Annotated in this window: 16 protein-coding genes; 1 reads left to right on the forward strand and 15 read right to left on the reverse strand. The window is 73.4% G+C overall.

Translation table 11 applies throughout. The features are described 5' to 3' along the window. Window positions 1-42 precede the first annotated feature (42 nt). The 10 genes from ACH499_RS29325 to ACH499_RS29370 form a co-directional block, all read right to left on the reverse strand. Complete coding sequence (locus ACH499_RS29325; protein ID WP_399019501.1) at window positions 43-1,203, reverse strand: SUKH-4 family immunity protein; 1,161 nt, start codon at window positions 1,201-1,203, stop codon at window positions 43-45. A gap of 137 nt (window positions 1,204-1,340) precedes the next feature. Beyond that, the gene (locus ACH499_RS29330) at window positions 1,341-3,653 is read right to left on the reverse strand and encodes a xanthine dehydrogenase family protein molybdopterin-binding subunit (protein WP_399019503.1); all 2,313 of its coding nucleotides are present in this window, start codon (window positions 3,651-3,653) and stop codon (window positions 1,341-1,343) included. After that, the gene (locus ACH499_RS29335) at window positions 3,650-6,004 is read right to left on the reverse strand and encodes a 2Fe-2S iron-sulfur cluster-binding protein (RefSeq protein ID WP_399019505.1); all 2,355 of its coding nucleotides are present in this window, start codon (window positions 6,002-6,004) and stop codon (window positions 3,650-3,652) included. The genes ACH499_RS29330 and ACH499_RS29335 overlap by 4 nt, the downstream gene beginning before the upstream one ends. Further along, window positions 6,001-6,894: an FAD binding domain-containing protein gene (locus ACH499_RS29340; protein ID WP_356196128.1), complete on the reverse strand. Its 894-nt coding sequence runs from the start codon at window positions 6,892-6,894 to the stop codon at window positions 6,001-6,003. Before ACH499_RS29340 ends, ACH499_RS29335 begins: the two co-directional genes overlap by 4 nt. Window positions 6,895-7,127: 233 nt before the next feature. Continuing rightward, entirely contained in the window at window positions 7,128-8,753 is a 1,626-nt protein-coding gene (locus ACH499_RS29345; protein WP_399019507.1) for a beta-N-acetylhexosaminidase, read from the reverse strand. Window position 8,754: 1 nt separating this feature from the next. Then, entirely contained in the window at window positions 8,755-9,612 is an 858-nt protein-coding gene (locus tag ACH499_RS29350; RefSeq protein WP_399019509.1) for a carbohydrate ABC transporter permease, read from the reverse strand. After that, window positions 9,609-10,571 (reverse strand): carbohydrate ABC transporter permease, encoded by a 963-nt coding sequence (locus ACH499_RS29355; RefSeq protein WP_399019511.1) that lies wholly within the window; start codon window positions 10,569-10,571, stop codon window positions 9,609-9,611. The genes ACH499_RS29350 and ACH499_RS29355 overlap by 4 nt, the downstream gene beginning before the upstream one ends. After that, entirely contained in the window at window positions 10,568-11,866 is a 1,299-nt protein-coding gene (locus tag ACH499_RS29360; protein ID WP_356196122.1) for an extracellular solute-binding protein, read from the reverse strand. The genes ACH499_RS29355 and ACH499_RS29360 overlap by 4 nt, the downstream gene beginning before the upstream one ends. A 187-nt stretch (window positions 11,867-12,053) precedes the next feature. Then, a complete protein-coding gene (locus tag ACH499_RS29365) occupies window positions 12,054-12,338 on the reverse strand; it encodes a DUF3039 domain-containing protein (RefSeq protein WP_188181815.1) in 285 nt (94 codons plus the stop codon). 81 nt (window positions 12,339-12,419) lie between these two features. Next, window positions 12,420-12,992: a YqgE/AlgH family protein gene (locus tag ACH499_RS29370; protein ID WP_356196120.1), complete on the reverse strand. Its 573-nt coding sequence runs from the start codon at window positions 12,990-12,992 to the stop codon at window positions 12,420-12,422. 233 nt (window positions 12,993-13,225) lie between these two features. On the opposite strand from ACH499_RS29370, the gene murA reads away from it, so the two are divergent. Next, window positions 13,226-14,572: a UDP-N-acetylglucosamine 1-carboxyvinyltransferase gene (gene murA / locus ACH499_RS29375; RefSeq protein ID WP_356196119.1), complete on the forward strand. Its 1,347-nt coding sequence runs from the start codon at window positions 13,226-13,228 to the stop codon at window positions 14,570-14,572. A 185-nt stretch (window positions 14,573-14,757) separates the two neighbouring features. Here murA and ACH499_RS29380 read toward each other — a convergent pair whose 3' ends face one another. From ACH499_RS29380 to ACH499_RS29400, 5 genes are all read right to left on the reverse strand, one after another. Beyond that, window positions 14,758-15,039, reverse strand: coding sequence for an HU family DNA-binding protein (locus ACH499_RS29380; RefSeq protein ID WP_003950507.1), 282 nt, complete (start codon window positions 15,037-15,039; stop codon window positions 14,758-14,760). A 357-nt stretch (window positions 15,040-15,396) separates the two neighbouring features. After that, window positions 15,397-16,812: an NAD-dependent malic enzyme gene (locus ACH499_RS29385; protein ID WP_356196117.1), complete on the reverse strand. Its 1,416-nt coding sequence runs from the start codon at window positions 16,810-16,812 to the stop codon at window positions 15,397-15,399. Between the two features lie 422 nt (window positions 16,813-17,234). Beyond that, on the reverse strand, window positions 17,235-19,532 hold the full coding sequence (locus tag ACH499_RS29390) for a UvrD-helicase domain-containing protein (RefSeq protein ID WP_356196115.1): 2,298 nt from the start codon (window positions 19,530-19,532) through the stop codon (window positions 17,235-17,237). Between the two features lie 114 nt (window positions 19,533-19,646). Further along, window positions 19,647-20,477, reverse strand: a complete 831-nt coding sequence (locus ACH499_RS29395; protein ID WP_399019516.1) for a zf-HC2 domain-containing protein — start codon at window positions 20,475-20,477, stop codon at window positions 19,647-19,649. Continuing rightward, window positions 20,477-21,058, reverse strand: a complete 582-nt coding sequence (locus ACH499_RS29400; RefSeq protein WP_399019518.1) for a sigma-70 family RNA polymerase sigma factor — start codon at window positions 21,056-21,058, stop codon at window positions 20,477-20,479. Before ACH499_RS29400 ends, ACH499_RS29395 begins: the two co-directional genes overlap by 1 nt. Between the last annotated feature and the right edge of the window lie 93 nt (window positions 21,059-21,151).

The following is a 21,151-nucleotide window of genomic DNA, read 5'->3' on the forward strand; positions in this document are numbered from 1 at the left end:
GACACGGGTTCGAATCCCGTCACGGCCTCCACGTACCGCCCGCTACGCGCACAGTTCCGCGCCCGCGTAGTCCTCGAACACGCCCGGCCAGTAGCGCAGGCCGTCGTCCGTCGGCGTGCCGGGGGCCGGGTCGCGGGCGAGGGGGTCCACGGCGGCCAGGGCGCGGGTCATCGTGTCGGTCAGTCGCTCGTACGCGTCGGACAGGGCGTGCTCCGCGTCGAGGGCCCGCTCCCGGTGGACGAGCCAGAGGGTGAAGGCCAGCGTGGACAGGTCGGTGCTGAGCGGGCGCAGGGCGCCGTCCGGCTCGCTCCAGCACAGGACCGCGCCGGTGGTGCCGTCCACGACCAGGCTGGTGTCCTCCAGGAGGTGGCCGAGGCGGACCAGCCGTTCCGCGCCGGCCGGACCGGGCGCGGCGCCGGGGTCGTCCGCCGTGTACTCCTCCAGCGTCGGCAGCGGCACCTCCGTGTCCAGGGAGAAGAACCACGGGCCGTCCTCCGGCAGGCCCACCTCGCGCAGGAAACGCAGGGTCGGCTCGTGCGTGAGCGCGGCCGGGAAGTCGACCTCCTCGAAGCGGACGATCTCCTGCGCGCCGAACTCGTCGTCCAGGAGCCGGGGAGGGAGGTCGAGGGTCAGACCGGAGCGGCTGCCCGGCCCGGCCACCAGGGCCAGCGGCCGGATCAGGGCCGCCATCTTCCACAGGGACGCCGGCTCCTCGCCCTCCGCGCCCTCCTCGAACACCGCGAGCAACCGCCGGGACGCCTCCGCGGCCGCCTGCGGGCCGTACCGGTCCGCGCAGGAGGCGAACCGGCCGCGAAGCGCCGCCAGTTCGTCCACCGCCGCGGCGAAGTCGACCAGCGTGCGCAGCGAGGGCGCGAGCGGTTCGCGGTCCATCGGGTCGGGGCGGTCGTTGAGGAAGTACGTCGTCGGGATCTCCCCCGTCCCGCCGTCCAGCAGGAGCACGTCGGTCGTCTCGCCGCCGTAGGACCGCAGCCGGCCGATGACGCGCTGGTCGCGCAGCTCGTGGGCGAGCCGGCCCTCCGGGTCGCCCGTGGCGTCCGCGACCCGCACCAGCCCCAACCGCTCCAGCGCCGCGCGGCTCGGCGCACCGCTCGTGTCCGGCAGTCCCGGGCCGGTCGGCCGGCGGCGCGTGGGGCCGTGCGTGACCCGGGGGTCGAGCCGGTCCTCGGTCACCGTGATGCTCATCGTTCCCCCGCGTGTGACGTGCCGTCCTGGCCGGGGCGCGGCAGCCGTACGTCCGTACTCGGAACGCGACTTCGGCGGCCGTCCCCACTGCCCACGACACTAAGGCCCGCCACTGACAACGCCCGCCCGCGAAGGGCTCAGGCGGTCACCACCGCGGCCTGGGGCCGGATCGGGAGGCGGTTGACCGGGCGGCCCGTGGCGGCGCGCACGGCGGAGGCGACGGCCGCCGGGGAGGCCACCACCGGCACCGCGCTGACCGCCTTGGCGCCGAAGGGCGCGACCACGTCGCGTTCCTCGACGAGCTTCACGATCCGGATGTCGGGGGCGTCCAGCGCGGTCGGGAGGGCGTAGCCGGTCAGGTCGGGGTGGCGGATCAGCCCGCGCGGCGTGCGCAGGTTCTCCGTCAGCGCGATGCCGACGCCCTGCGTGACACCGGCCTCGATCCGGGCGGCGAGCTGGGCCGGGTTGAGCACGCGGCCCACGTCCTGCGCGACGGCCAGCTCCACGACCCGTACGGAGCCGATCTCGACGTCGACGTCGACCACCGCGCGGATCGCGCAGAAGGACATGCCGACGAAGGCGTCGCCCTGGCCCGCCTCGTCCAGCGGCTCGGTCGGGTGCGGACGGCACTGGGCGGTGGCCCACAGTTCCTTGCCGTCCAGCGCCTCGGCGACCGTGGTCGACAGCACGCCGTCGTACGAGGTGATCTTGCCGTCGGCGATCTGCAGCAGCTCCGTCGACATCCCGAACTGGTGCGCGAGGGGCTGGAGGAGCTGGGTGCGGACCATCTTGGCCGCCCGTTCCACCGCGCCGCCCGACACCCAGGTGTGGCGGCCCCGGCAGCCCGCGCCGGCCGGGGGCTGGTCGGTGTCGACGGGCGCCACGTGCACCTCGTCCACGCCGAGCGTCTCCTGCACGATCTGCCGGGCCAGCGTGGTGAAGCCCTGCCCGGTCTCGACGGCCGCGCACAGCACCGTCGCCACGCCGTCCTGGACCTTCACGGTGGCCGTGGAGACCTCGTCCGCGCCCTCCGCGCCGAGCATGTGCACCATGCCGATGCCGTAGCCCACGCCCCGCCGCACCGCGCCCGGTTCACCCGCGCCCTCGGGGCCGCCGGGCAGCAGCCACTCGTCCTCGGGGGTGTCCTTGGGCAGGGCGGGCAGCGGGAAGTCCCGTACGGCCTGGAGGAGTTCGGCGACCGGGGCCGGGCAGGTGACGGTCTGGCCGGTCGGCAGCACGTCACCGGTGGCCAGCACGTTGCGCAGCCGCACCTCGGCCGGGTCGAGGCCCAGCTTCTTGGCGATCTTGTCCATCTGCGCCTCGTACGCGGCGCACACCTGCATGGCGCCCTCGCCGCGCACATGGCCGGAGGGCGGGTTGTTGGTGCGTACGGCCCAGCCCTCGATGAAGGCGTTCGGGACGACGTACGGGCCGCAGGCGAACGCCACCGCGGCGGCCAGCGCGTCGGAGGAGGTGTCCGCGTAGGCGCCCGCGTCGAGGAGGATCTGCGCCTCGACCTTGACGACCCGGCCCTCGGCGTCCGCGTGGTGGCGGTAGCGCAGCAGGGTGGGGTGGCGGTGGGCGTGGCCGAGGAAGGACTCCTCGCGCGTGGCGGTCAGTTTCACCGGGCAGCCGGTCCTCAGCGCCAGCAGGCCGAGCGGGAGTTGGAAGCCCTGGTCCTCGCGGTCGGCGGTGGCGCCGGGCACGCCGGTGACGACGATCTTGACGCGTTCGGGTTCGAGCCCGTAGCAGGCGGCGGCCGCGTCGCGGTCGCCGTGCGGGTCGGTGGAGGCCAGGTACAGCTCCACTCCCCCGTCGGGACGCGGGACGGCGAGGCCGGCCTCGGCGCCGATGGGGGCCGGGTCCTGGCGGCCGATGCGGTAGAGGCCCTCGACGACGATCTCGCCGGCCGCCTCCGGGTCGCCGTGGCGCAGCGGGATGTGCCGGATCAGATTGCCGTCGGGGTGCAGCGGCTCGGCCTCGAAGGCCTGCTCGGGGTCGGTCACCGGGTCGAGCACCTCGTACTCGACGATGACCGCGGCGGCGGCCATCCGCGCGGTGTCCGGGTGGTCGGCGGCGACGGCCGCGATGGGCTCCCCGTGGTGGCGTACGACGTCGGAGGCGAACACCGGGCGGTCGGCCCGGCCGCGCCCGTGCAGGGGGGTGCCGGGCACGTCCTCGTGGGTGACGACCGCGCGGACGCCGGGCATCTCGCGCGCGTGGCTGGTGTCGATGGAGACGATGCGCGCGTGCGGGTGCGGCGAGCGCAGGACGGCGGCCCACAGCAGGCCCTCGGCCCACAGGTCGGCCGCGTACGGGAAGGTGCCCTCGGTCTTGGCGCGGGCGTCGGCGGGGGGCAGGGACGCGCCGAGGCCGTGCGGGATCGGCTCGGGCGCGGGGAGCGCCTCCGTCGTGCCCGCGGCCTCTGCGGTCGCGGCTTCGTTGCTCACGCGTGGCCTCCGTCCTGGCCGTGGGACCGATCGCCGTAGGGCTGGTCGTCGTACGGCTCGTCACCGTAGGACGGGTCGCCGTAGGGGTGGTCGCCGTAGCGCTGCTGCTCCTGGGGTGCGGGGGCGTCCGGTGTGCCGGGCGGCCCGGACGACGCGAACGCCGACGGGCCGACTCCTCCGGCGCCCGGGCCCGCCTGGTGCGGGATCCGGGGCTCGTCGGTCTCCGCCTCGGCCGCGTCGGCGGCGGCGTGCGCCTCGCGCTCGGCGACGACCTCCTGGACGGCCTCCAGGACGCCCCGGTAGCCGGAGCAGCGGCACAGGTTGCCGCACAGGGCCTGCCGGGCCTCCAGTTCGGTGGGCGCCGGGTTGCCCTCCAGGAGGTTGTGCACGGTCATCGCCATGCCGGGCACGCAGAAGCCGCACTGCACCGCGCCGCACCGGGCGAGGGCCCGCTGCACGTCCGACGGCTGCCCGTCCACGGCCAGGCCCTCCACCGTGCGCACCTCGCTGCCGGCGGCGGTGACGGCCGGGACCAGGCAGGAGGCGACGAGCCGTCCGTCGACCTGGACGTTGCAGGCCCCGCACTCGCCCTGGGAGCAGCCGTCCTTGGCGCCCGCGAGGCCGAGGCGCTCGCGCAGCACGTAGAGCAGGGACTCGCCGATCCACGCGTCGGTGACGGGGCGGTCGGCGCCGTTGACGCGGAGCACGTAGGAGGCGAGGGGGTGCTCGTCCTGCGGGCCCGCGGGGGCGGCCTCGGCGGGGGCGGTGTCCTGCGGGGCGGCGTCCGCGGGTGCCGGCTCCTCGGGAGCGGCGTCCGCCGGGGTCTTCGGCCCGGCTTCGTCCCCGGTCGCCGGGGCCGGGTGCGGTGCGGGGTCCGGCTCGGGCGCCGGTGCGGAGTCGGGGCCCCGGGGTTCGTCCGGGTCCGCGTCCGTGCGCGGCTCCTGCGCGGCCTCCGCACCGGGCTCCGTCCGCCGTTCCCCGGCGGGTGCCGCGGCGGGCTCAGCGGCGCCCTCAGGGGTCTCCTCGGCCTCGTCCGCCTCGCCGGCCGCCGGTTCACCGGCCGACCGCACGGGGGGTGCCGCGGCGGCGGGCGCCTCCGGGCGGGCACCGGCCGCATGTTCGGCGGAGGGCGCGTGGTCGGAAGCGGACGCGGGGCCGGCAGGGGCCGCCGGTCCGGCGGAGGACTCGGGTCCGGCCACCTCGTGCCCGGCGGAAACGACCGGTCCGGCGGGAGGCACGGGTCCGGTGGCGGACGCGGGACCGGCAGCCGACTCGGCCCCGGTGGACGCCTCGGGTCCGGAAGGAGGCACGGCCTCGGGGCCGGAGGACGACGCGGACGCCGGGTGTCCGGCGGGAGGGACCGACTCGGCGGGGACGTCGGCCGCCGCCGAGGGCATCTGCCCGGCGGGAGCGTCCGGCCCCCCGTAGGACACCGGTCCGGCGGCCGGCACGTGCCCGGCAGTGGGCGCCGCCCCGCCGGAGGGCACAGCGCCGGTGGAGGCGTCCCGCCCGGCCGGGGACACATGCCCGGCGGGGGCGTCCGGCCCCTCGTGGGAGACCGGCTCCTCGGCGGGCACGGCACCGGCGGGCGGCGCCGGCACGCCGGAGGCCGCCGGCCCGTCGGGGGCCGTCGGCTCCGCGGTCGGCTCGAAGCCCTCGGACGTCACGGCCCCGGACTGCCCCTGCCGGTCCTCGACGGTCTCGTCCGCGGGGACGGAGGGCTGGGCCCACGGCTGGGTCGCCCAGGGGGCCGGGGCGCCGCCGGGCAGGGTGGCCGGGGCGGTGCCGCCCCACTGCTCGGCCAGCGACGAGGTGGTGAACTCCCCCGACTCGTCCGGCAGGTCGCCGTCGGCGACGGGGATGGACCACTGCCCGGTCACGTCGTGCCCCGCCGGAGCGGGAGCGGCGCCGGAGTAGTCCCACTGCGCCGTGGCACCGGGGTCGTACGCGTAGGGATCGTCCTGCCCGGCGTCCGCCTCGTACCCCGTGGCCCCGCCGTACGGGTCCTGCCGCGCGTACCCGGTGTGCTCCCCGGCGGCGGGGTGCTGCTGCTGTCCGGCGTCCGGGACGTGCCACTGCGTGCCGTCCACGGGAGCGGCCGGTGCCGGCCAGTTGCCGGTGGCCGCCGGGTCGGTCCCGGCGGTCGTGGCCGGCGCGACCGTTATCTGCGGCGGCACGTAGCCGTGCCCGGGCGCGGCGAGCGGGCTGTCGGCCGAGGCCATCAGCGCGTCGATGGCACCCTCGGGGAGCTTCACGAAGGCGGTGGCGCCGTCGTCGTAGTCGCCCTGGGGCAGCGGGTCCCAGCGGCCGCCGCCCTGGGGCGCACCCTCTCCGTGCTGGTCGTCGGTCACGACAGCGCCCTCCCCAGTGCTCGTCGGGCCAGCGCGGCGACGGTGCGCCGCAGGTGCAGTACGGCGGGCGGGAGTTGCGGCACGGAGCCGTCCTCCGCCGGGGCCGCGTCGGGGATGCAGGCGGCGGCGACGTACTCGCCGAAGGCGTGCAGCGCCTCCGGGACGATCGCGCGGCCGTTGTCCCAGTCGATCAGCGAGGCCACCCACTGCTCGGCCTCCAGCGGGCGCAGCGGCATCGGCGCGATGGCACCGACCGCGCACCGCACGCCGCGCCGGGCGGGGTCGAGGACCAGGGACACGGACGCCATCGCCCGGCCCGGCCCGGTCCGCCCGGTCGCCTTCAGGAAGACCTGCGGCGCGTGCAGCAGCGGCACGCGCACGTAGCCGATGAGTTCGCCCGCGCGGAGCATCTCCATGCCGGCCAGCAGGTGGGAGACCGGCATCTCCCGGCGGGCCCCGCCCGGGCCCGCGATGATCAGCGTGGCCTCCAGCGCGGCCAGCACGGGCAGCGCGTCCCCGGTGGGGGCGGCGGAGGCGATGTTGCCGCCCAGGGTGCCCGCGTTGCGGATCTGCGGCGGGCCCGCGGCGCGGGCGGCGGCGGCGAGCGCCGGGATGAGGGCGGCGAAGTCGGGGCGGCCCATGCGGGCGTGGGTGAGTCCGGCGCCGAGCAGGGCGTGGCCGTCCTGGTACTGCCAGCCGCGGATCTCGCTGATGCGGCCGAGGCCGACCAGCGCCGCGGGCCTGAGCTGACCGGAGTTGACGGCGGCCATCAGGTCGGTCCCGCCCGCCACCGGCACGGCGGCGGGCATGGCCGCGAGCGCCGCCACGGCCTCGTCCAGTGTCGTGGGCAGCGTGACGGCCTGCGCCGCCTGCGGTGCGTGCGTGGTCAAACCGACTGCCCCTTCCCGCTGTCCCACCTGGTCCCGCCCGTGCTGCCGTACGGTACGACCTGACAGGGCGGACGTGGCAACTCTGGCACATCTTCGCAGGGTCCGGACGCGGGGGTCCGCCAGGCGGCGTTCACCCCGTGACGTCGACGGGGCGGTCCGCTTTCGCACGGGATTCCCGTTGACCGTGGTGTGCGACGAGTTGCCACGTTGCGCGGCGTTCAGGGGATTTGCTCCTACTTGTTCGGCGGCGGCCCGTCGAGGGGACGGCCGAGCACGCCGGGCCGACGCTGCCAGGGCAGCGGGCCGGCGGGCGGCCGGTAGCCGACGCCCAGGGCGTCGAGGCGCCGGTAGTGGGCGGCCATGCGGCACTCGAAGCCGGTGAAGTCCCGTGCGTCCGGGGCGGGCAGGGCGCTCCAGGCGACCTCGGCGAAGGCGGCGAGCCTCGGGAAGACCTGGTAGTCCACGCGGGCCTGGTTCTCCATCACCTCGGTCCACACGTTCGCCTGGGTGCCGAGCACGTGCGCGGCCTCCTCGCGCGTCAGCCCGGACGGAACCGGCTCGAAGCGGTACACGTCCTCCAGGGTGCGCACGAAGCCGATCGGCACGGGCTCGTCCTCGCCCGCGTCCTGCCGGTGGTCCAGGTACACCTGCTGCTCCGGGCACATCACCACGTCGTGCCCGGCGCGCGCGGCGGCGACCCCGCCGGCGTAGCCGCGCCAGGACGACACCGCCGCGCCCTCGGCGAGTCCGCCCTCCAGGATCTCGTCCCAGCCGATGAGCCTGCGACCGCGGGCGGTCAGCCACCGGTCGAAGTGCTTGATGAACCAGGACTGGAGTTCGTCCTCGTCGGCCAGTCCGAGTTCCCTGATGCGCGCCTGCGCGGCCGGGGAACTCCGCCACTGGGCCTTCGGGCATTCGTCGCCGCCGACATGGATGAACTCGGAGGGGAAGAGTTCCAGGAGTTCCTCGAACACGCCCTCGTAGAAACGCAGGGTGGCGTCCGTGGGCGCGAGGACGTTCTCGCTGACGCCCCAGGTGTCCCAGACGGTGAGGGCGGCGGTGTCGACGACGTCGGTGTTGCCGAGTTCCGGATACGCGGCGATGGCGGCCTGCGAATGCCCGGGTATGTCGATCTCGGGGACCACGGTGATGTGCCGTTCGGCGGCGTAGGCCACGATCTCGCGGATGTCGTCCCGGGTGTAGTGGCCGCCGTGCGGCTTGTCCTCCCACAGCGGCGAGGCCCGGTGGCCGTATTTGGTGCGGGCCCGCCAGGAACCGGTCCGGGTGAGTTCCGGATAGCGCTCGATCTCGACGCGCCAGCCCTGGTCGTCGGTCAGGTGGAAGTGCAGGACGTTGAGTTTGTGGGCAGCCATCAGGTCCAGGTAGCGCAGGACCCCGTCCTTGGGCATGAAGTGCCGGGCGACGTCCAGCATCAGACCGCGCCAGCGGAACCGGGGCGCGTCCTCGACGACCCGGGGCGCGACCGTGAGGACGGTGTCCGGCCGTACGGGGGCCCGGCGGAAGGCGTCGGGGCCGAGGAGCTGCCGCAGGGTCTGGGCGCCCCAGAAGACGCCCGCCGCGTCGCCGCCGCGGATCTCGACGCCCGCGTCGGCGCTCACGTCGAGCCGGTACGCCTCGGGCGCCAGCGCGTCGTCCAGCAGCAGCCGTACGCCGGCACCGTCCCGCGGCCCCGGCCGCAGGGGCAGCCCGAGGGCCGCGCCGAGCGCGCCGCGCAGCCAGCGTTCCGTGGTCTCCGTGCCGGGAGCGGCCCACAGGGTGGTGTCCCGGCCGAGGACGGCGCCGGGCCCCGGTGGGCCCTCGACGGCGCGGGGGGCGGGGATCAGTTCCGTATCGGTCATGTCAGTCCTTCACCGCTCCGCCGAGGCCGGAGACGAGTCGTCGTTGCACGAGTACGAAGAAGACCAGAACCGGAATCGTCATCACCGTGGAGGCCGCCATCACCCCGCCCCAGTCGGGGTCGTCCGGCTTGTAGAAGACCAGCAGCGCCATCGGCAGCGTCGACTGGGAGGTGTCGCTGATGATGAACGACTTGGCGAACAGGAAGTCGTTCCAGGTGGAGATGAACGAAAAGACGCTGGTGGCCACCAGCCCCGGGAAGACCAGCGGGAAAAGGATCTGCCACAGAAAGCGCGTCCTGCTCGCCCCGTCGATGTAGGCGGCCTCTTCCAGGGCCTCCGGGACGGCTTTCACGAAGCCCCGCAGCATCCAGATCGCGAACGGCAGCGAGAAGGCGATGTGGGGCAGGATCAGCGAACCCAGCGTGTTCAACTGGCCGAAGTCCCGCATGAGGAAGAACAGCGGGATGGTGAGCGCTTCCACCGGCACCATCTGGGCCACCAGGAACATGATCAGCAGGGTGGTCCGGAAACGGAACCGGAATCGCGTCACCGCCGTCGCCGCGAGGAACGCGATCAGCGCGGAGGCGATCACGACGGCGCCCGCCACCAGCAGGCTGTTGAGGAAGTAACGGCCGAATTCCTGCTGTTCGAAGACCCGCCGGAAGGAGTCCAGCGAGGGGGAGAGCGTCCACGGCCGGGGCTCGGACGACTCGATCTCCCCGGCCGGTTTGAAGGCGCTCAGCACCATCCAGTACAGCGGGAAGGCCACCAGGGCCGCGATCAGCAGCGCCGACGCCTCGGCCGCCAGCCGCCACGGACGGCGCACCCGCGCACGCGGAAGACGCAGCGGAAGACTCACAGTTCCTCCCCCTGGCGACGCAGCAGCCGCAGGTAGACCAGCGTCACGGCGAGCAGGATCAGCAGCATGACGACACCGATCGCCGAGCCGAGGCTGTACTCCGAGGACGCGAACGCCTTCTGGTAGGCGTAGACGTTGAGGACGAGGTTCTGGCCGGCGATGCCGCCGCCGTTGGTCATGACGTAGATCTGGGTGAAGACCTTGAAGTCCCAGATGACCGACTGGATGGTGACGACCACCAGGATCGGCCGGAGCATCGGCGCCAGCACCGAGCGCCAGATGCGCCACTGCGAGGCACCGTCCAGCGCCGCGGCCTCCAGCACCTCGGCGGGGACGGCGCGGATGCCGGCGTAGACGGTGACCATGACGAACGGGAAGGAGCACCAGACCACTTCGAGCAGGACGAGCAGGAAGGCGCTGTAGCGCCCGTACGTCCACGAGTGGTCGCCCAGCTGCAGGACGCGGTTGACCGGCCCGAAGTCCGGGTCGAACAGCAGCAGCCACACCGTCGAACCCGTGATCGCCGGGGTCGCCCACGCGCCCAGCGCGGCCAGCATCAGCGCGAGCCGCGGCAGGGCGCGCACCCGGGTGAGCAGCACCGCGAGCGCGCAGCCGACGGCCAGCGTGGAGACGACGCAGGCGGCCGCGAACACGACGGTGGCGAGCAGCACCCGCCAGAACTCGCTGTCGCCGAAGAGTTCCGCGTAGTTGCCGAGACCCCGGAAGGTCGTCGGCTCCCCGCCGCTGACCTGCGCCTGGGTGTACTCCAGGAACGAGATCAGCCCGAGCTGGTAGACGGGGTAGACGAGCAGACCGCCGATGACGACGAGAGCCGGGGCGAGGTAGAGCCAGGGGGTGCCGGGGCGCCCGAAGGAGCGCGGGGCGGTGCTGGAGCTGCGGCTGCCGCCGCGCACCCGCTTGCGCACCGTCCCCGCCGTGCCGGAGGACGTCGCACTCATCCGGCGGAGCCAAACGCCTCGTTCATCCTCCGGGCCGCGTCGCCGGTGGCGGTGTCCACGTCCTTCTTGCCGCTGACCACCTCCTGGAACATGGTCGGCAGCACCAGCGACGCGTCGATGGTCGCCCACGCGGGCGAGGCCGGCACGAACTCGGTGCCCGCGGCGAGGGTGTCGACGAACGGCTTCACGAACGGCTCCTTGGCCGCCGCCTGCTGCCGCACGTCCGCGAAGGTCGGCAGGAAGCCCATCGCGTCGAACAGCTCGCCCTGGGCCTTCTTGGACGCGAGCCGCTTCGCCAGGTCGACGGCGAGGGTGCGGTGCGAGGTGCTCTTGAGGACGCCCAGGTTGTTGCCGCCCGCGAAGGCCGGGGCGATGGAGCCGGGCTTCACACCGGGCAGCGGCACGACCGCGTACTTGCCCTTGACCTGTCCGGCCTCCACGGCCTGGTGGCTGAAGTCGCCGCCGATCGCCATGGCGGCCTTGCCGGAGGCGAAGGCGGTGACGGTGTCGTTGCCGCCCATGCCCGCGCACTTGGCGGCCGGGCAGTTGTCGTCACCGAAGAGGGACGTGTACGCCTTGACGCCCTTGCGGGCGGCCGCGCTGTCGATCGCCGAGGCGTACGAACCGCCCTTGCCGGTGGCGAGTTCACCGCCGTTGGCCCAGATGAAGGGCATCGCGCCGTAGGTGTAGGCGCCACCGACGGCGATGCCGTACAGGTCGGGCCTGGCCGCGCGGACGGTCTTCGCGGTGGACGCCAACTCGTCCAGCGTCCTCGGCGGTTCGAGGTTCAGCTCCTTGAAGACGTCGGTGCGGTAGTACAGCGCGCGCACGCCGACGAAGTACGGGACGCCGTAGACCTTGCCGTCCACGGTGACCGACTGCCGGGCGGTCGGGTCGGCGTCCTTGGCCTCGTCCCAGGCGTTGAACTCCGCCGTGACGTCGGCGAGTCCGCCGTCCTTCACATAGCCGGCGGTGTCGGTGTTGCCGTACTCGATGAGGTCGGGGGCGCTCTTCGGGTCGTTGAAGGCCGCCTTGATGCGCTGGGCGCGGGTCTCGACGGGGATGTACTCCACGGAGACCTTCGTGTCCTCGTGGGCCTTCCGGAAGTCGGCGAGGACCTGGTCGACGACCTGTTCCTTGGGCTTGTTGTTGACCTCCTGGAAGAGCCAGACCCGCAGGGTGCCGCTCTTCTCGTCCTTGCCGGAGGAGGAGTTGTCGGACGTCTGGGGCGCGCAGGCCGCGGTGACGACAGCGGTGGCCGCGACGAGCACGGCCAGTCGGGGGGAGAGCTTCATGGAGTGATCCTCCGGACGTGCGTTGCAACATGCGCAACGATGGTTTCGCTCTGCACAACACCCAGGAGGTTATGGAGTACATGAACATGTCCACAAGAGGTCTCAACCACTTCGTGACACGCGAAGGCCCCCGGAGCGCGCGCGGGCACGCTCCGGGGGCCTTCGGAAGTTCAGCGGTAGGGGGACGCTACTTCTTGTCGCCGCCCTTGCCCTGGTCGCCGCCGGCACCCATGGACTCGTAGATCTCCTTGCACATGGGGCACACGGGGTACTTCTTCGGGTCGCGGCCCGGCACCCAGACCTTGCCGCACAGCGCCACGACGGGGGTGCCGTCGAGGGCGCTCGCCATGATCTTGTCCTTCTGGACGTAATGGGCGAAGCGCTCGTGGTCGCCGTCGCCGTGGGACACCTGTGGCGTCGGCTCTACGAGGGTCCCCGTACCAGTCCCGCGCTCGGGCTCGAGAGTGCTCATGCAGCAAGGGTACTGAAAGCCGGGGTATTCGAGCTCACACGGACCGGCCCCCTCGCGCACCGGCCGCGCGGGCCCCGCGGATCAGTTCAGCGAGGCGTCGTCCGGATACGTCGCCACCATCGCCAGTTCGCTGCGCTGGCGGCGCAGCACCTCGCGCCACAGTCTCTCGGGGGCCGGGCAGGAGACGTCGCCCGGCTCGGACTCCACCACGTACCAGGCGCCCTCCGTCAGCTCGTCCTCGAGCTGGCCGGGGCCCCAGCCCGCGTACCCGGCGAAGATCCGCAGGGCGCCCACGGCGGGCGCCAGCAGCTCCGGCGGGGCCTCCAGGTCGACCAGGCCGATCGCGCCGTGCACCCGGCGCCAGCCCAGCGGGGCCGCCTCCCCGGACGCGCCGCCGGGGACCACCGCGACGCCGAGGGCCGAGTCCAGCGAGACCGGGCCGCCCTGGAAGACGACGCCGGGCTCGCCGGCGAGATCCGCCCAGCCCTCCAGGATGTCGCCCACGTCGACCGGCGTGGGACGGTTGAGGACGACACCGAGGGAGCCCTCCTCGTCGTGGTCGAGAAGGAGCACCACCGCACGCTCGAAGTTCGGGTCCGCCAGGGCGGGCGTTGCCACGAGCAGCCGCCCTGTGAGCGAGGACACCTCGGTCATGCCAGACATGATCCCGCATGTTCCCCTCCGATGGGGAGGCAATCGGGGGCACGGGGGTGAACCCGGCCCCGGTACGCGCCCCCGAACGGTGACCCGGTGTGCGCGCGGGGAGACGGGGCGTGTTGTGACGAACCTATGACATCCCCTGACGGCACTCGGGCTTACAGAAGGGGGGTGCGGGGCGACTACCCTTTCCCTTCGGCCCCTGACCCACCCAACGGAACGCGAGATTCATGACCGTCAACGGCACTGATGACGTACTGCTTGTCCACGGCGGAACCCCGCTCGAGGGCGAGATCCGGGTCCGCGGTGCGAAGAACCTCGTGCCGAAGGCCATGGTCGCCGCCCTGCTGGGCAGTGCGCCGAGCCGGCTGCGCAACGTGCCGGACATCCGCGACGTGCGGGTCGTGCGAGGACTGCTCCAGCTCCACGGGGTCACGGTCCGCCCGGGCGACGAGCCCGGCGAGCTGCTCCTCGACCCGACCCACGTGGAGAGCGCGAACGTCGCTGACATCGATGCCCACGCGGGCTCGTCGCGCATTCCGATCCTGTTCTGCGGCCCGCTGCTGCACCGCCTCGGGCACGCCTTCATCCCGGGCCTGGGCGGCTGCGACATCGGCGGCCGGCCCATCGACTTCCACTTCGACGTGCTGCGCCAGTTCGGCGCGAAGATCGAGAAGCGGGCGGACGGCCAGTACCTGGAGGCCCCGCAGCGGCTGCGCGGCACGAAGATCCGGCTGCCCTACCCCTCCGTCGGCGCGACCGAGCAGGTGCTGCTGACCGCCGTGCTCGCCGAGGGCGTCACGGAGCTGTCCAACGCGGCCGTCGAGCCGGAGATCGAGGACCTGATCTGCGTCCTGCAGAAAATGGGCGCGATCATCGCCATGGACACCGACCGGACGATCCGCATCACCGGTGTGGACCAGCTCGGCGGCTACACCCACCGCGCCCTCTCGGACCGCCTGGAGGCCGCCTCCTGGGCTTCCGCGGCGCTGGCGACCGAAGGGAACATCTACGTCCGCGGCGCCCAGCAGCGCTCGATGATGACGTTCCTGAACACCTTCCGGAAGGTGGGCGGCGCCTTCGAGATCGACGACGAGGGCATCCGCTTCTGGCACCCGGGGGGACAGCTCAAGTCCATCGCCCTGGAGACGGACGTGCACCCCGGCTTCCAGACCGACTGGCAGCAGCCCCTGGTGGTCGCCCTGACGCAGGCCACGGGCCTGTCCATCGTCCACGAGACGGTCTACGAGTCCCGTCTCGGCTTCACCTCCGCGCTCAACCAGATGGGCGCCCACATCCAGCTCTACCGCGAGTGCCTCGGCGGCTCCGACTGCCGCTTCGGCCAGCGCAATTTCCTGCACTCGGCGGTCGTCTCCGGACCGACCAGGCTGGAGGGCGCCGACTTGGTCATCCCCGACCTGCGCGGCGGCTTCTCGTACCTGATCGCCGCCCTCGCGGCCCAGGGCACCTCCCGGGTGCACGGCATCGACCTGATCAACCGGGGCTACGAGAACTTCATGGAGAAGCTCGTGGAGCTCGGCGCGAAGGTCGAGCTGCCGGGCAAGGCGCTCGGCTGAGCGAGGCGCGAACACGCCGATGGGGCGGTCACCCGGACTCGGGTGACCGCCCCATCGGCGTTGACTCGAGCACCCCCGAAGGGGCGCGGGGAACTGCGCTACCGGCCACGGCCGGCCCGCCGCCGCGCACGGCCCGCGGGCCGGCCGGACGGTCCGCGCAGTCCCCGGCGCTCTGAGCGGAGCGCTTACTTGCCCTTGGCGGCTTCCTTGAGCTTGGAGCCCGCGGAGACCTTCACGCTGTAGCCGGCCGGGATCTGGATCGGCTCGCCGGTCTGCGGGTTGCGGGCGGTGCGAGCGGCACGGTGGGTGCGCTCGAAGGTCAGGAAGCCGGGGATGGTGACCTTCTCGTCGCCCTTGGAGACGATGTCGCCGACAACCTCGGCGAACGCGGCCAGCACGGCGTCGGCGTCCTTGCGGGTCACCTCGGCGCGGTCGGCCAGCGCGGCCACCAGCTCACTGCGGTTCATGTTGTTACTCCCGTGTTCTTCTTGCCGTTGAGGCGTGCCACGCGGCGGAGCCGCGTGTCAGGCACAGCGAAAGCCGATGCTGCCAGGGCCCTCGGACAGTTCCCTCACCCGGGTCCGTCGACGGACCCTCGCGCCCAGAGAGGCATCCTGCCTGCACCTGCGGCGGTAATGCCAATCCGGCACCCCCTTGGAGTCGTGAGAACACCCTTGGGAGTCACACGAAGCGGGGGGCCGAAGCCTGCGCGCCACCCTAGAGGGCGCTTCTCGGCCCGTCGTCCCGCGACGCGCCGGGGCGGCGGCCCGCCGTGGCGATCCTCACAGCCCCGGGACGAGCCGCCGTGCCCGTCCGCGGGGGCCCTACGAGGCCACCCCGGCGGCCTTCGCCGCGTCCCGCACCGCGCCCGCGACGGCGCCGGCGACCTTGTCGTTGAAGACGCTCGGGACGATGTAGTTCGGGTTCAGCTCGTCCTCGGTGACCACGTCGGCGAGGGCCTGCGCGGCGGCGAGCATCATCTCGGTGTTGACCGTGCGGGACTGGGCGTCCAGCAGGCCGCGGAAGACGCCCGGGAAGACCAGCACGTTGTTGATCTGGTTCGGGAAGTCGGAGCGGCCGGTGGCCACGACCGCCGCGGTCTGGCGGGCGACCGCCGGGTCCACCTCGGGGTCGGGGTTCGCGAGCGCGAACACGATCGCGCCGTCGGCCATGGCGGCCACGTCCTCGCCGTCCAGGACGTTGGGGGCGGAGACGCCGATGAAGACGTCGGCGCCGTGCACCGCCTCCTTCAGCGTGCCGGTCAGGCCCTCGGGGTTGGTGTTGTCGGCGATCCAGCGCAGCGCCGAACCCGGAGCGGCGTCGACCAGGTCCGCGCGGCCGGCGTGGACGACACCGTGGATGTCGGCGACGACGGCGTTCTTCACGCCCGCGGCGAGCAGCAGCTTGAGGATGGCCGTGCCGGCCGCGCCGGCGCCGGACATGACGACGCGCACGTTCTCTATCGGCTTGTCCACGACGCGCAGGGCGTTGGTGAGGGCGGCGAGGACGACGATCGCGGTGCCGTGCTGGTCGTCGTGGAAGACGGGGATGTCCAGGGCCTCGCGCAGCCGGGCCTCGATCTCGAAGCAGCGCGGCGCGGAGATGTCCTCCAGGTTGATGCCGGCGAAGCCCGGGGCGATGGCCTTGACGATCTCGACGATCGCGTCGGTGTCCTGGGTGTCCAGGCAGATCGGCCAGGCGTCGATGCCGGCGAACCGCTTGAACAGGGCCGCCTTGCCCTCCATGACCGGCAGCGCGGCCTTCGGGCCGATGTTGCCGAGGCCCAGCACCGCGGAACCGTCCGTCACGACCGCAACGGAGTTGCGCTTGATGGTCAGGCGGCGGGCGTCCTCGGGGTTCTCGGCGATCGCCATGCACACGCGGGCCACACCCGGGGTGTAGACCATGGAGAGGTCGTCACGGTTGCGGATGGGGTGCTTCGACGCCATCTCGATCTTGCCGCCGAGGTGCATCAGGAACGTACGGTCGGAGACCTTGCCCAGGGTGACGCCCTCGATGCCGCGGAGCTGCTCGACGATCTCGTCGGCGTGGGCGGTGGAGGAGGCCGCGATGGTGACGTCGATCCGGAGCTTCTCGTGGCCGGACGCGGTGACGTCGAGGCCGGTCACCGAGCCGCCGGAGGACTCGACGGCGGTGGTGAGCTGCGAGACGGCGGTTCCGCTCGCGGGCACCTCCAACCTGATGGTCATCGAGTAGGAGACGCTGGGCGCCGTTGCCATGGCCGACTTCCTCTGCTTTCACCGTGTCGCGTGTTGTGCCGTCCGATCGTCGCACCTACCACCGAGTACGTGGTAGCCGCCCCGGATTGCGAACTTTTAGTTCGCGCCGGGCACTGCCGACGGAAGGACACTTTCGGAAAACGACTTCCACCATACGAGAAGTCAGGCGCCGGCGGAAGAGGCCGCCCGCGGCGGGGACCGGCCGGGGAAGGAACTCGCGTGACGGGAATTGTCTTGCGTGGATCGTTTGTTACCGTGGACGTGGCACCGGCTCGATCCAAGCCCCCGGGCCCAACCTTCGTCGCTACGAGCGACCACTTGCCGCGAGGCGAGCATGGCGGGTCGGTGCCACTTGAACATCGCGAGAGGCCCGCGCCGGACGACGGCGCGGGCCTCTCGTACGTCCGCGGGCCCCCGGGCCCTCAGTCGCGCAGCAGGTCCGGCACCCCGGACGCGTCCGGCTCGTCCTTCTCCCCGGAGACGATCGTGAGCTGCTGGGTGGCCCGGGTCAGGGCGACGTAGAGCACACGCAGCCCGGCGGGCGACTCGTCCGCGATCTCGGCCGGTGAGACGACGACGGTCGCGTCGTACTCCAGGCCCTTGGCCTCCAGGCTGCCGAGCGCCACCACCCGGTCACCGAGCCCGTCGAGCCAGCGCCGGGCCTCCTCGCGGCGGTTCATGGCGACGACGACGCCGACGGTGCCGTCGACGAGGTCCAGCAGCCGGGCCGCCTCCGCGCGGACGGTGCCGCCCAGGGAGTCCCCGGCGACGGCGAAGCGCGGCTCGACGCCGGTCGAGCGGACGGCCGCGGGCGACTGCTTGCCCGGCATCGCCAGGGCGAGCACCTTGGACGCCAGTTCGGCGATCTCCGCCGGGTTGCGGTAGTTCACGGTCAGCTCGAAACGGCGCCGGGGGCGGCTGCCCAGGGCCTCGTCACGGGCCGCCGCCGCGTCGTCGGGGTCGGACCAGGACGACTGCGCCGGATCGCCGACCACGGTCCACGTGGCGTGCCGGCCGCGGCGGCCGACCATGCGCCACTGCATGGGCGTGAGGTCCTGGGCCTCGTCCACGATGACGTGCGCGTACTCGGTGCGCTCCTGCGCCAGCCGCTCGGCGCGCTCCCGCTGGGTCTCCTCGCGCTGCGGCATCAGCTCCTCCAGGCCGGTGAGCTGGTCCAGCGGGTCCAGCTCGCGCCGTCTGCGGGGGCGGGCGGGGGTGCCGAGGACGGCCTGCAACTCGTCGAGCAGGGCGATGTCGTGCACGGAGTGGCCCTCCCGGCGCAGCGAGCGGGCCACCTTGCGCACCTCGCCCGGGTTGAGGACGCGCCGGGCCCACCGGCCGAGGCGCCGCTCGTCCGCCATGGCCGCCAGCACCGCGCCCGGCGTCAGCTCGGGCCACCAGGCGTCCAGGAAGGCGATGAAGGAGTCCTCGGAGGTGACGTCGTCGTCGAAGGAGGAGCGCAGTTCGGCGGCGAGCTCGGGGTCGGTGTGGCGGGCGGCGGCGCCGGACTTGTCCCACAGGGCGTCCAGGAGCAGCCGTCGGGCACGGGGGCGCAGCAGGTTGACGGGCGCCGTGCCGCCGAGGACGGTGCGGCGCACGGCGGCCAGCTCCCCGGCGTCCAGTTCGAGGCGGCGGCCGAAGGCGACGACCCGCAGCAGGGTCGGTGAGCCCTCCGGCTCCAGGGCGCCCCGCGCGGCCTTGCGCAGCACCTTGAGCATGCGCGAGGAGCCCTTGGCGCGGGCGGTGGCCGGGGAGTCGTGGAGGGTGGCCTCGGCACCGTCGACCAGCGAGCCGATCGCGCGGATGGCGACCTGCCCCTCCTCGCCGAGGGAGGGCAGCACGCCCTCGGTGTACGCCACGAGCAGCGGGGTCGGCGAGACGATCAGGATGCCGCCCGCGTACCGGCGCCGGTCCTGGTAGAGCAGGTACGCCGCCCGGTGCAGGGCGACGGCGGTCTTGCCGGTGCCGGGGCCGCCCTCGACGTAGGTCACGGAGGCGGCGGGGGCGCGGATGACGAGGTCCTGCTCGGCCTGGATGGAGGCGACGATGTCCCGCATGGTGTGGGTGCGGGCCTGTCCGAGGGCGGCCATCAGGGCGCCGTCGCCGATGACGGCCAGCTTCTCGCCGTCCAGGCGGGCCGTGATCTCGGGGCGCATCAGGTCGTCCTCGACACCGAGGACGCGCCGTCCCTTGGAGCGGATGACCCGGCGGCGCACGACCCGGCCCGGGTCGACCGGCGTGGAGCGGTAGAACGGCGCGGCGGCGGGCGCCCGCCAGTCGATGACCAGCGGCGCGTAGTCCTCGTCGAGGACGCCGATGCGGCCGATGTGCAGGGTCTCGGCGATGTCGGCGGTGTCGTCGGGGCGCACGGCGCCCTCGGCGGGCTCCACGGCGGTGTAGGCGCCGTCCGGGCCCTTCTTTCCGTCCTTGCCGAGGAGCAGGTCGATACGGCCGAAGAGGAAGTCCTCGAACTCGTTGTTCAGGCGGTTGAGGTGGATGCCGGCCCGGAAGACCTGGGCGTCGCGCTCGGCGAGTGCGCCGGGGGTGCCGACCTGGCCGCGCCGCGCGGCGTCCCGCATGAGGAACTCGGCTTCGTGGATCTTCTCCTCCAGGCGGCGGTACACCCGGTCCAGATGTGCCTGTTCCCCGCGGATCTCTCGGTCGCGTACGGAGTCGTGCACCGTGTCGACCGCCGAATCCTGTTGTGCCTGTGCGGCCACCGGGCCCCCTTCTGACGTGCTGGGCAGCCGTCAACCGTACGCGAACGGGGGCCGTGAGGCCACGGGCGGGCCCGGCGGGGCCGCGCGCGTCCGGGCCGGATCCGCCGGGCGGGCCTACCGGTCCACCTCCACCAGGCGCTCGCCGTCGAAGGTCATGACCTCGAAGTGGTCGATCTCGTCGGGGGCGAGGGCGGTGCCGCCGTGCACGTAGAGCGGCTCCTTGGCCTTGTCGTCGGCGGCAGCGCCCGCGAGGCCGTAGCCGCGGCCGGGGACGGACCAGGTGCTGAGCGTCTGGCGCTCGCCGTTCCTGCCTACGGCGATCAGGGAGCACTTCTCGGGCCCCTCGACGTTCGTGAGCTCCAGGACGGCGTCGGTGCCCCAGGCCCTCCCCTCCAGGGCGACGGTGGCGCCGACCCCGGTGGCCGGGTCGGTCGCGGTGACCCGGTCGGGCATGGCGGCGAAGGCGGAGGCGGCGGGGCCGCCGGGCCGCCGGGCCTCGGTGGTGCGGCCGCCGTCGTCGCCGCCGGTCGTCGCCACCGCGGCGAAGGGGCCGCCGATGATCAGCGCGGCGGCGGTGCCCACCAGGTAGAGGTTGCGGCGGCGTGTGCGGGCGCGGCGCTCGGCGACCTCGCCGACGAGCCTGTCCGCCAGGCGCGGGCCGGGCCGGGCCGACAGGGACTGCGCGACCGCGGGTGTGCCCGCGCCGGGCAGGTCCGCGAGAGCGGCCATCACGGGCTCCATGCCGGCCAGCTCGTCGAGTTGGCGGGCGCACCACTCGCAGCCGGCGAGATGTGCCTCGAAGGCGGTGGCCTCGGCGTCGTCGAGGATCCCGAGGGCATAGGCGCCGACGGCCTCGTGGCCGCCCGGCACCGGCGGTCCCTGCACGGGGTCCGAGCCATCCGCGTCGCCCGCGCCGAACCCCCGGCAGCCCCCGTGTCCGCTCATCACGCCGTCACCCCCCGCTCCTCCAGTGCCAGCTTCATCGACCGCAGGGCGTAGAACACCCGGGAGCGGACGGTGCCGCTGGGTATGCCCAGTGTCCGCGCCGCCTCGGTGACGGTACGCCCTTTGAAGTAGGTCTCGACGAGAACCTCCCGGTGGGCCGGGGTGAGGTCGTCGAGCGCGTCGGACAGGGTCATCAGCCACAGCGCCTTGTCGATCTCGTCCTCCGCGGGGATGACCTCCAGCGGCGACGGATCGACCTCCTGCGGCCGGGCCTGCCGGCTGCGGTGGCCGTCGATGACGATGCGCCGGGCGACCGTCACCAGCCAGGGGCGCAGCGATCCGGTCGCACGGCTGAGCCGACCGGCGTTCTTCCAGGCACGGATGAGCGTCTCCTGGACGACGTCCTCCGCGCGCTGCCGGTCCCCTGCGACCAGCCGCAGCACGTACGTCAGCAAGGGGCCTGCGTGCTCCCGGTACAGGGCGCGCATCAGCTCCTCGTCGGGTTCCCGGGACGGGGACGTGCGATGCCGGGCCCTCGCGCCACGTTCACCGGCCACGGCGGAATCCTTGCGCACGCCCACCTCCGAAGTCCGGGGTTTCCCCCAGTCGGTCGCTCGCCCATCCGGTACGGACGGGGGGTGCGGGGCGTTCAACGCGGCCCGTGCTTCCGCCCG

Origin of the sequence: Streptomyces sp. NPDC018947, assembly GCF_044390505.1 — a bacterium.
GTDB lineage: Bacteria > Actinomycetota > Actinomycetes > Streptomycetales > Streptomycetaceae > Streptomyces.

What these genes read in the sequence shown, in the direction of transcription:
- ACH499_RS29325 (WP_399019501.1), bottom strand. Translation starts at nt 1,203, where the DNA reads ATGAGCATCACGGTGACCGAGGACCGGCTCGACCCCCGGGTCACGCAC.
- ACH499_RS29385 (WP_356196117.1), bottom strand. Translation starts at nt 16,812, where the DNA reads ATGGCAACGGCGCCCAGCGTCTCCTACTCGATGACCATCAGGTTGGAG.
- ACH499_RS29365 (WP_188181815.1), bottom strand. Translation starts at nt 12,338, where the DNA reads ATGAGCACTCTCGAGCCCGAGCGCGGGACTGGTACGGGGACCCTCGTA.
- murA (WP_356196119.1), top strand. Translation starts at nt 13,226, where the DNA reads ATGACCGTCAACGGCACTGATGACGTACTGCTTGTCCACGGCGGAACC.
- ACH499_RS29380 (WP_003950507.1), bottom strand. Translation starts at nt 15,039, where the DNA reads ATGAACCGCAGTGAGCTGGTGGCCGCGCTGGCCGACCGCGCCGAGGTG.
- ACH499_RS29355 (WP_399019511.1), bottom strand. Translation starts at nt 10,571, where the DNA reads ATGAGTGCGACGTCCTCCGGCACGGCGGGGACGGTGCGCAAGCGGGTG.
- ACH499_RS29345 (WP_399019507.1), bottom strand. Translation starts at nt 8,753, where the DNA reads ATGACCGATACGGAACTGATCCCCGCCCCCCGCGCCGTCGAGGGCCCA.
- ACH499_RS29360 (WP_356196122.1), bottom strand. Translation starts at nt 11,866, where the DNA reads ATGAAGCTCTCCCCCCGACTGGCCGTGCTCGTCGCGGCCACCGCTGTC.
- ACH499_RS29395 (WP_399019516.1), bottom strand. Translation starts at nt 20,477, where the DNA reads ATGAGCGGACACGGGGGCTGCCGGGGGTTCGGCGCGGGCGACGCGGAT.
- ACH499_RS29370 (WP_356196120.1), bottom strand. Translation starts at nt 12,992, where the DNA reads ATGACCGAGGTGTCCTCGCTCACAGGGCGGCTGCTCGTGGCAACGCCC.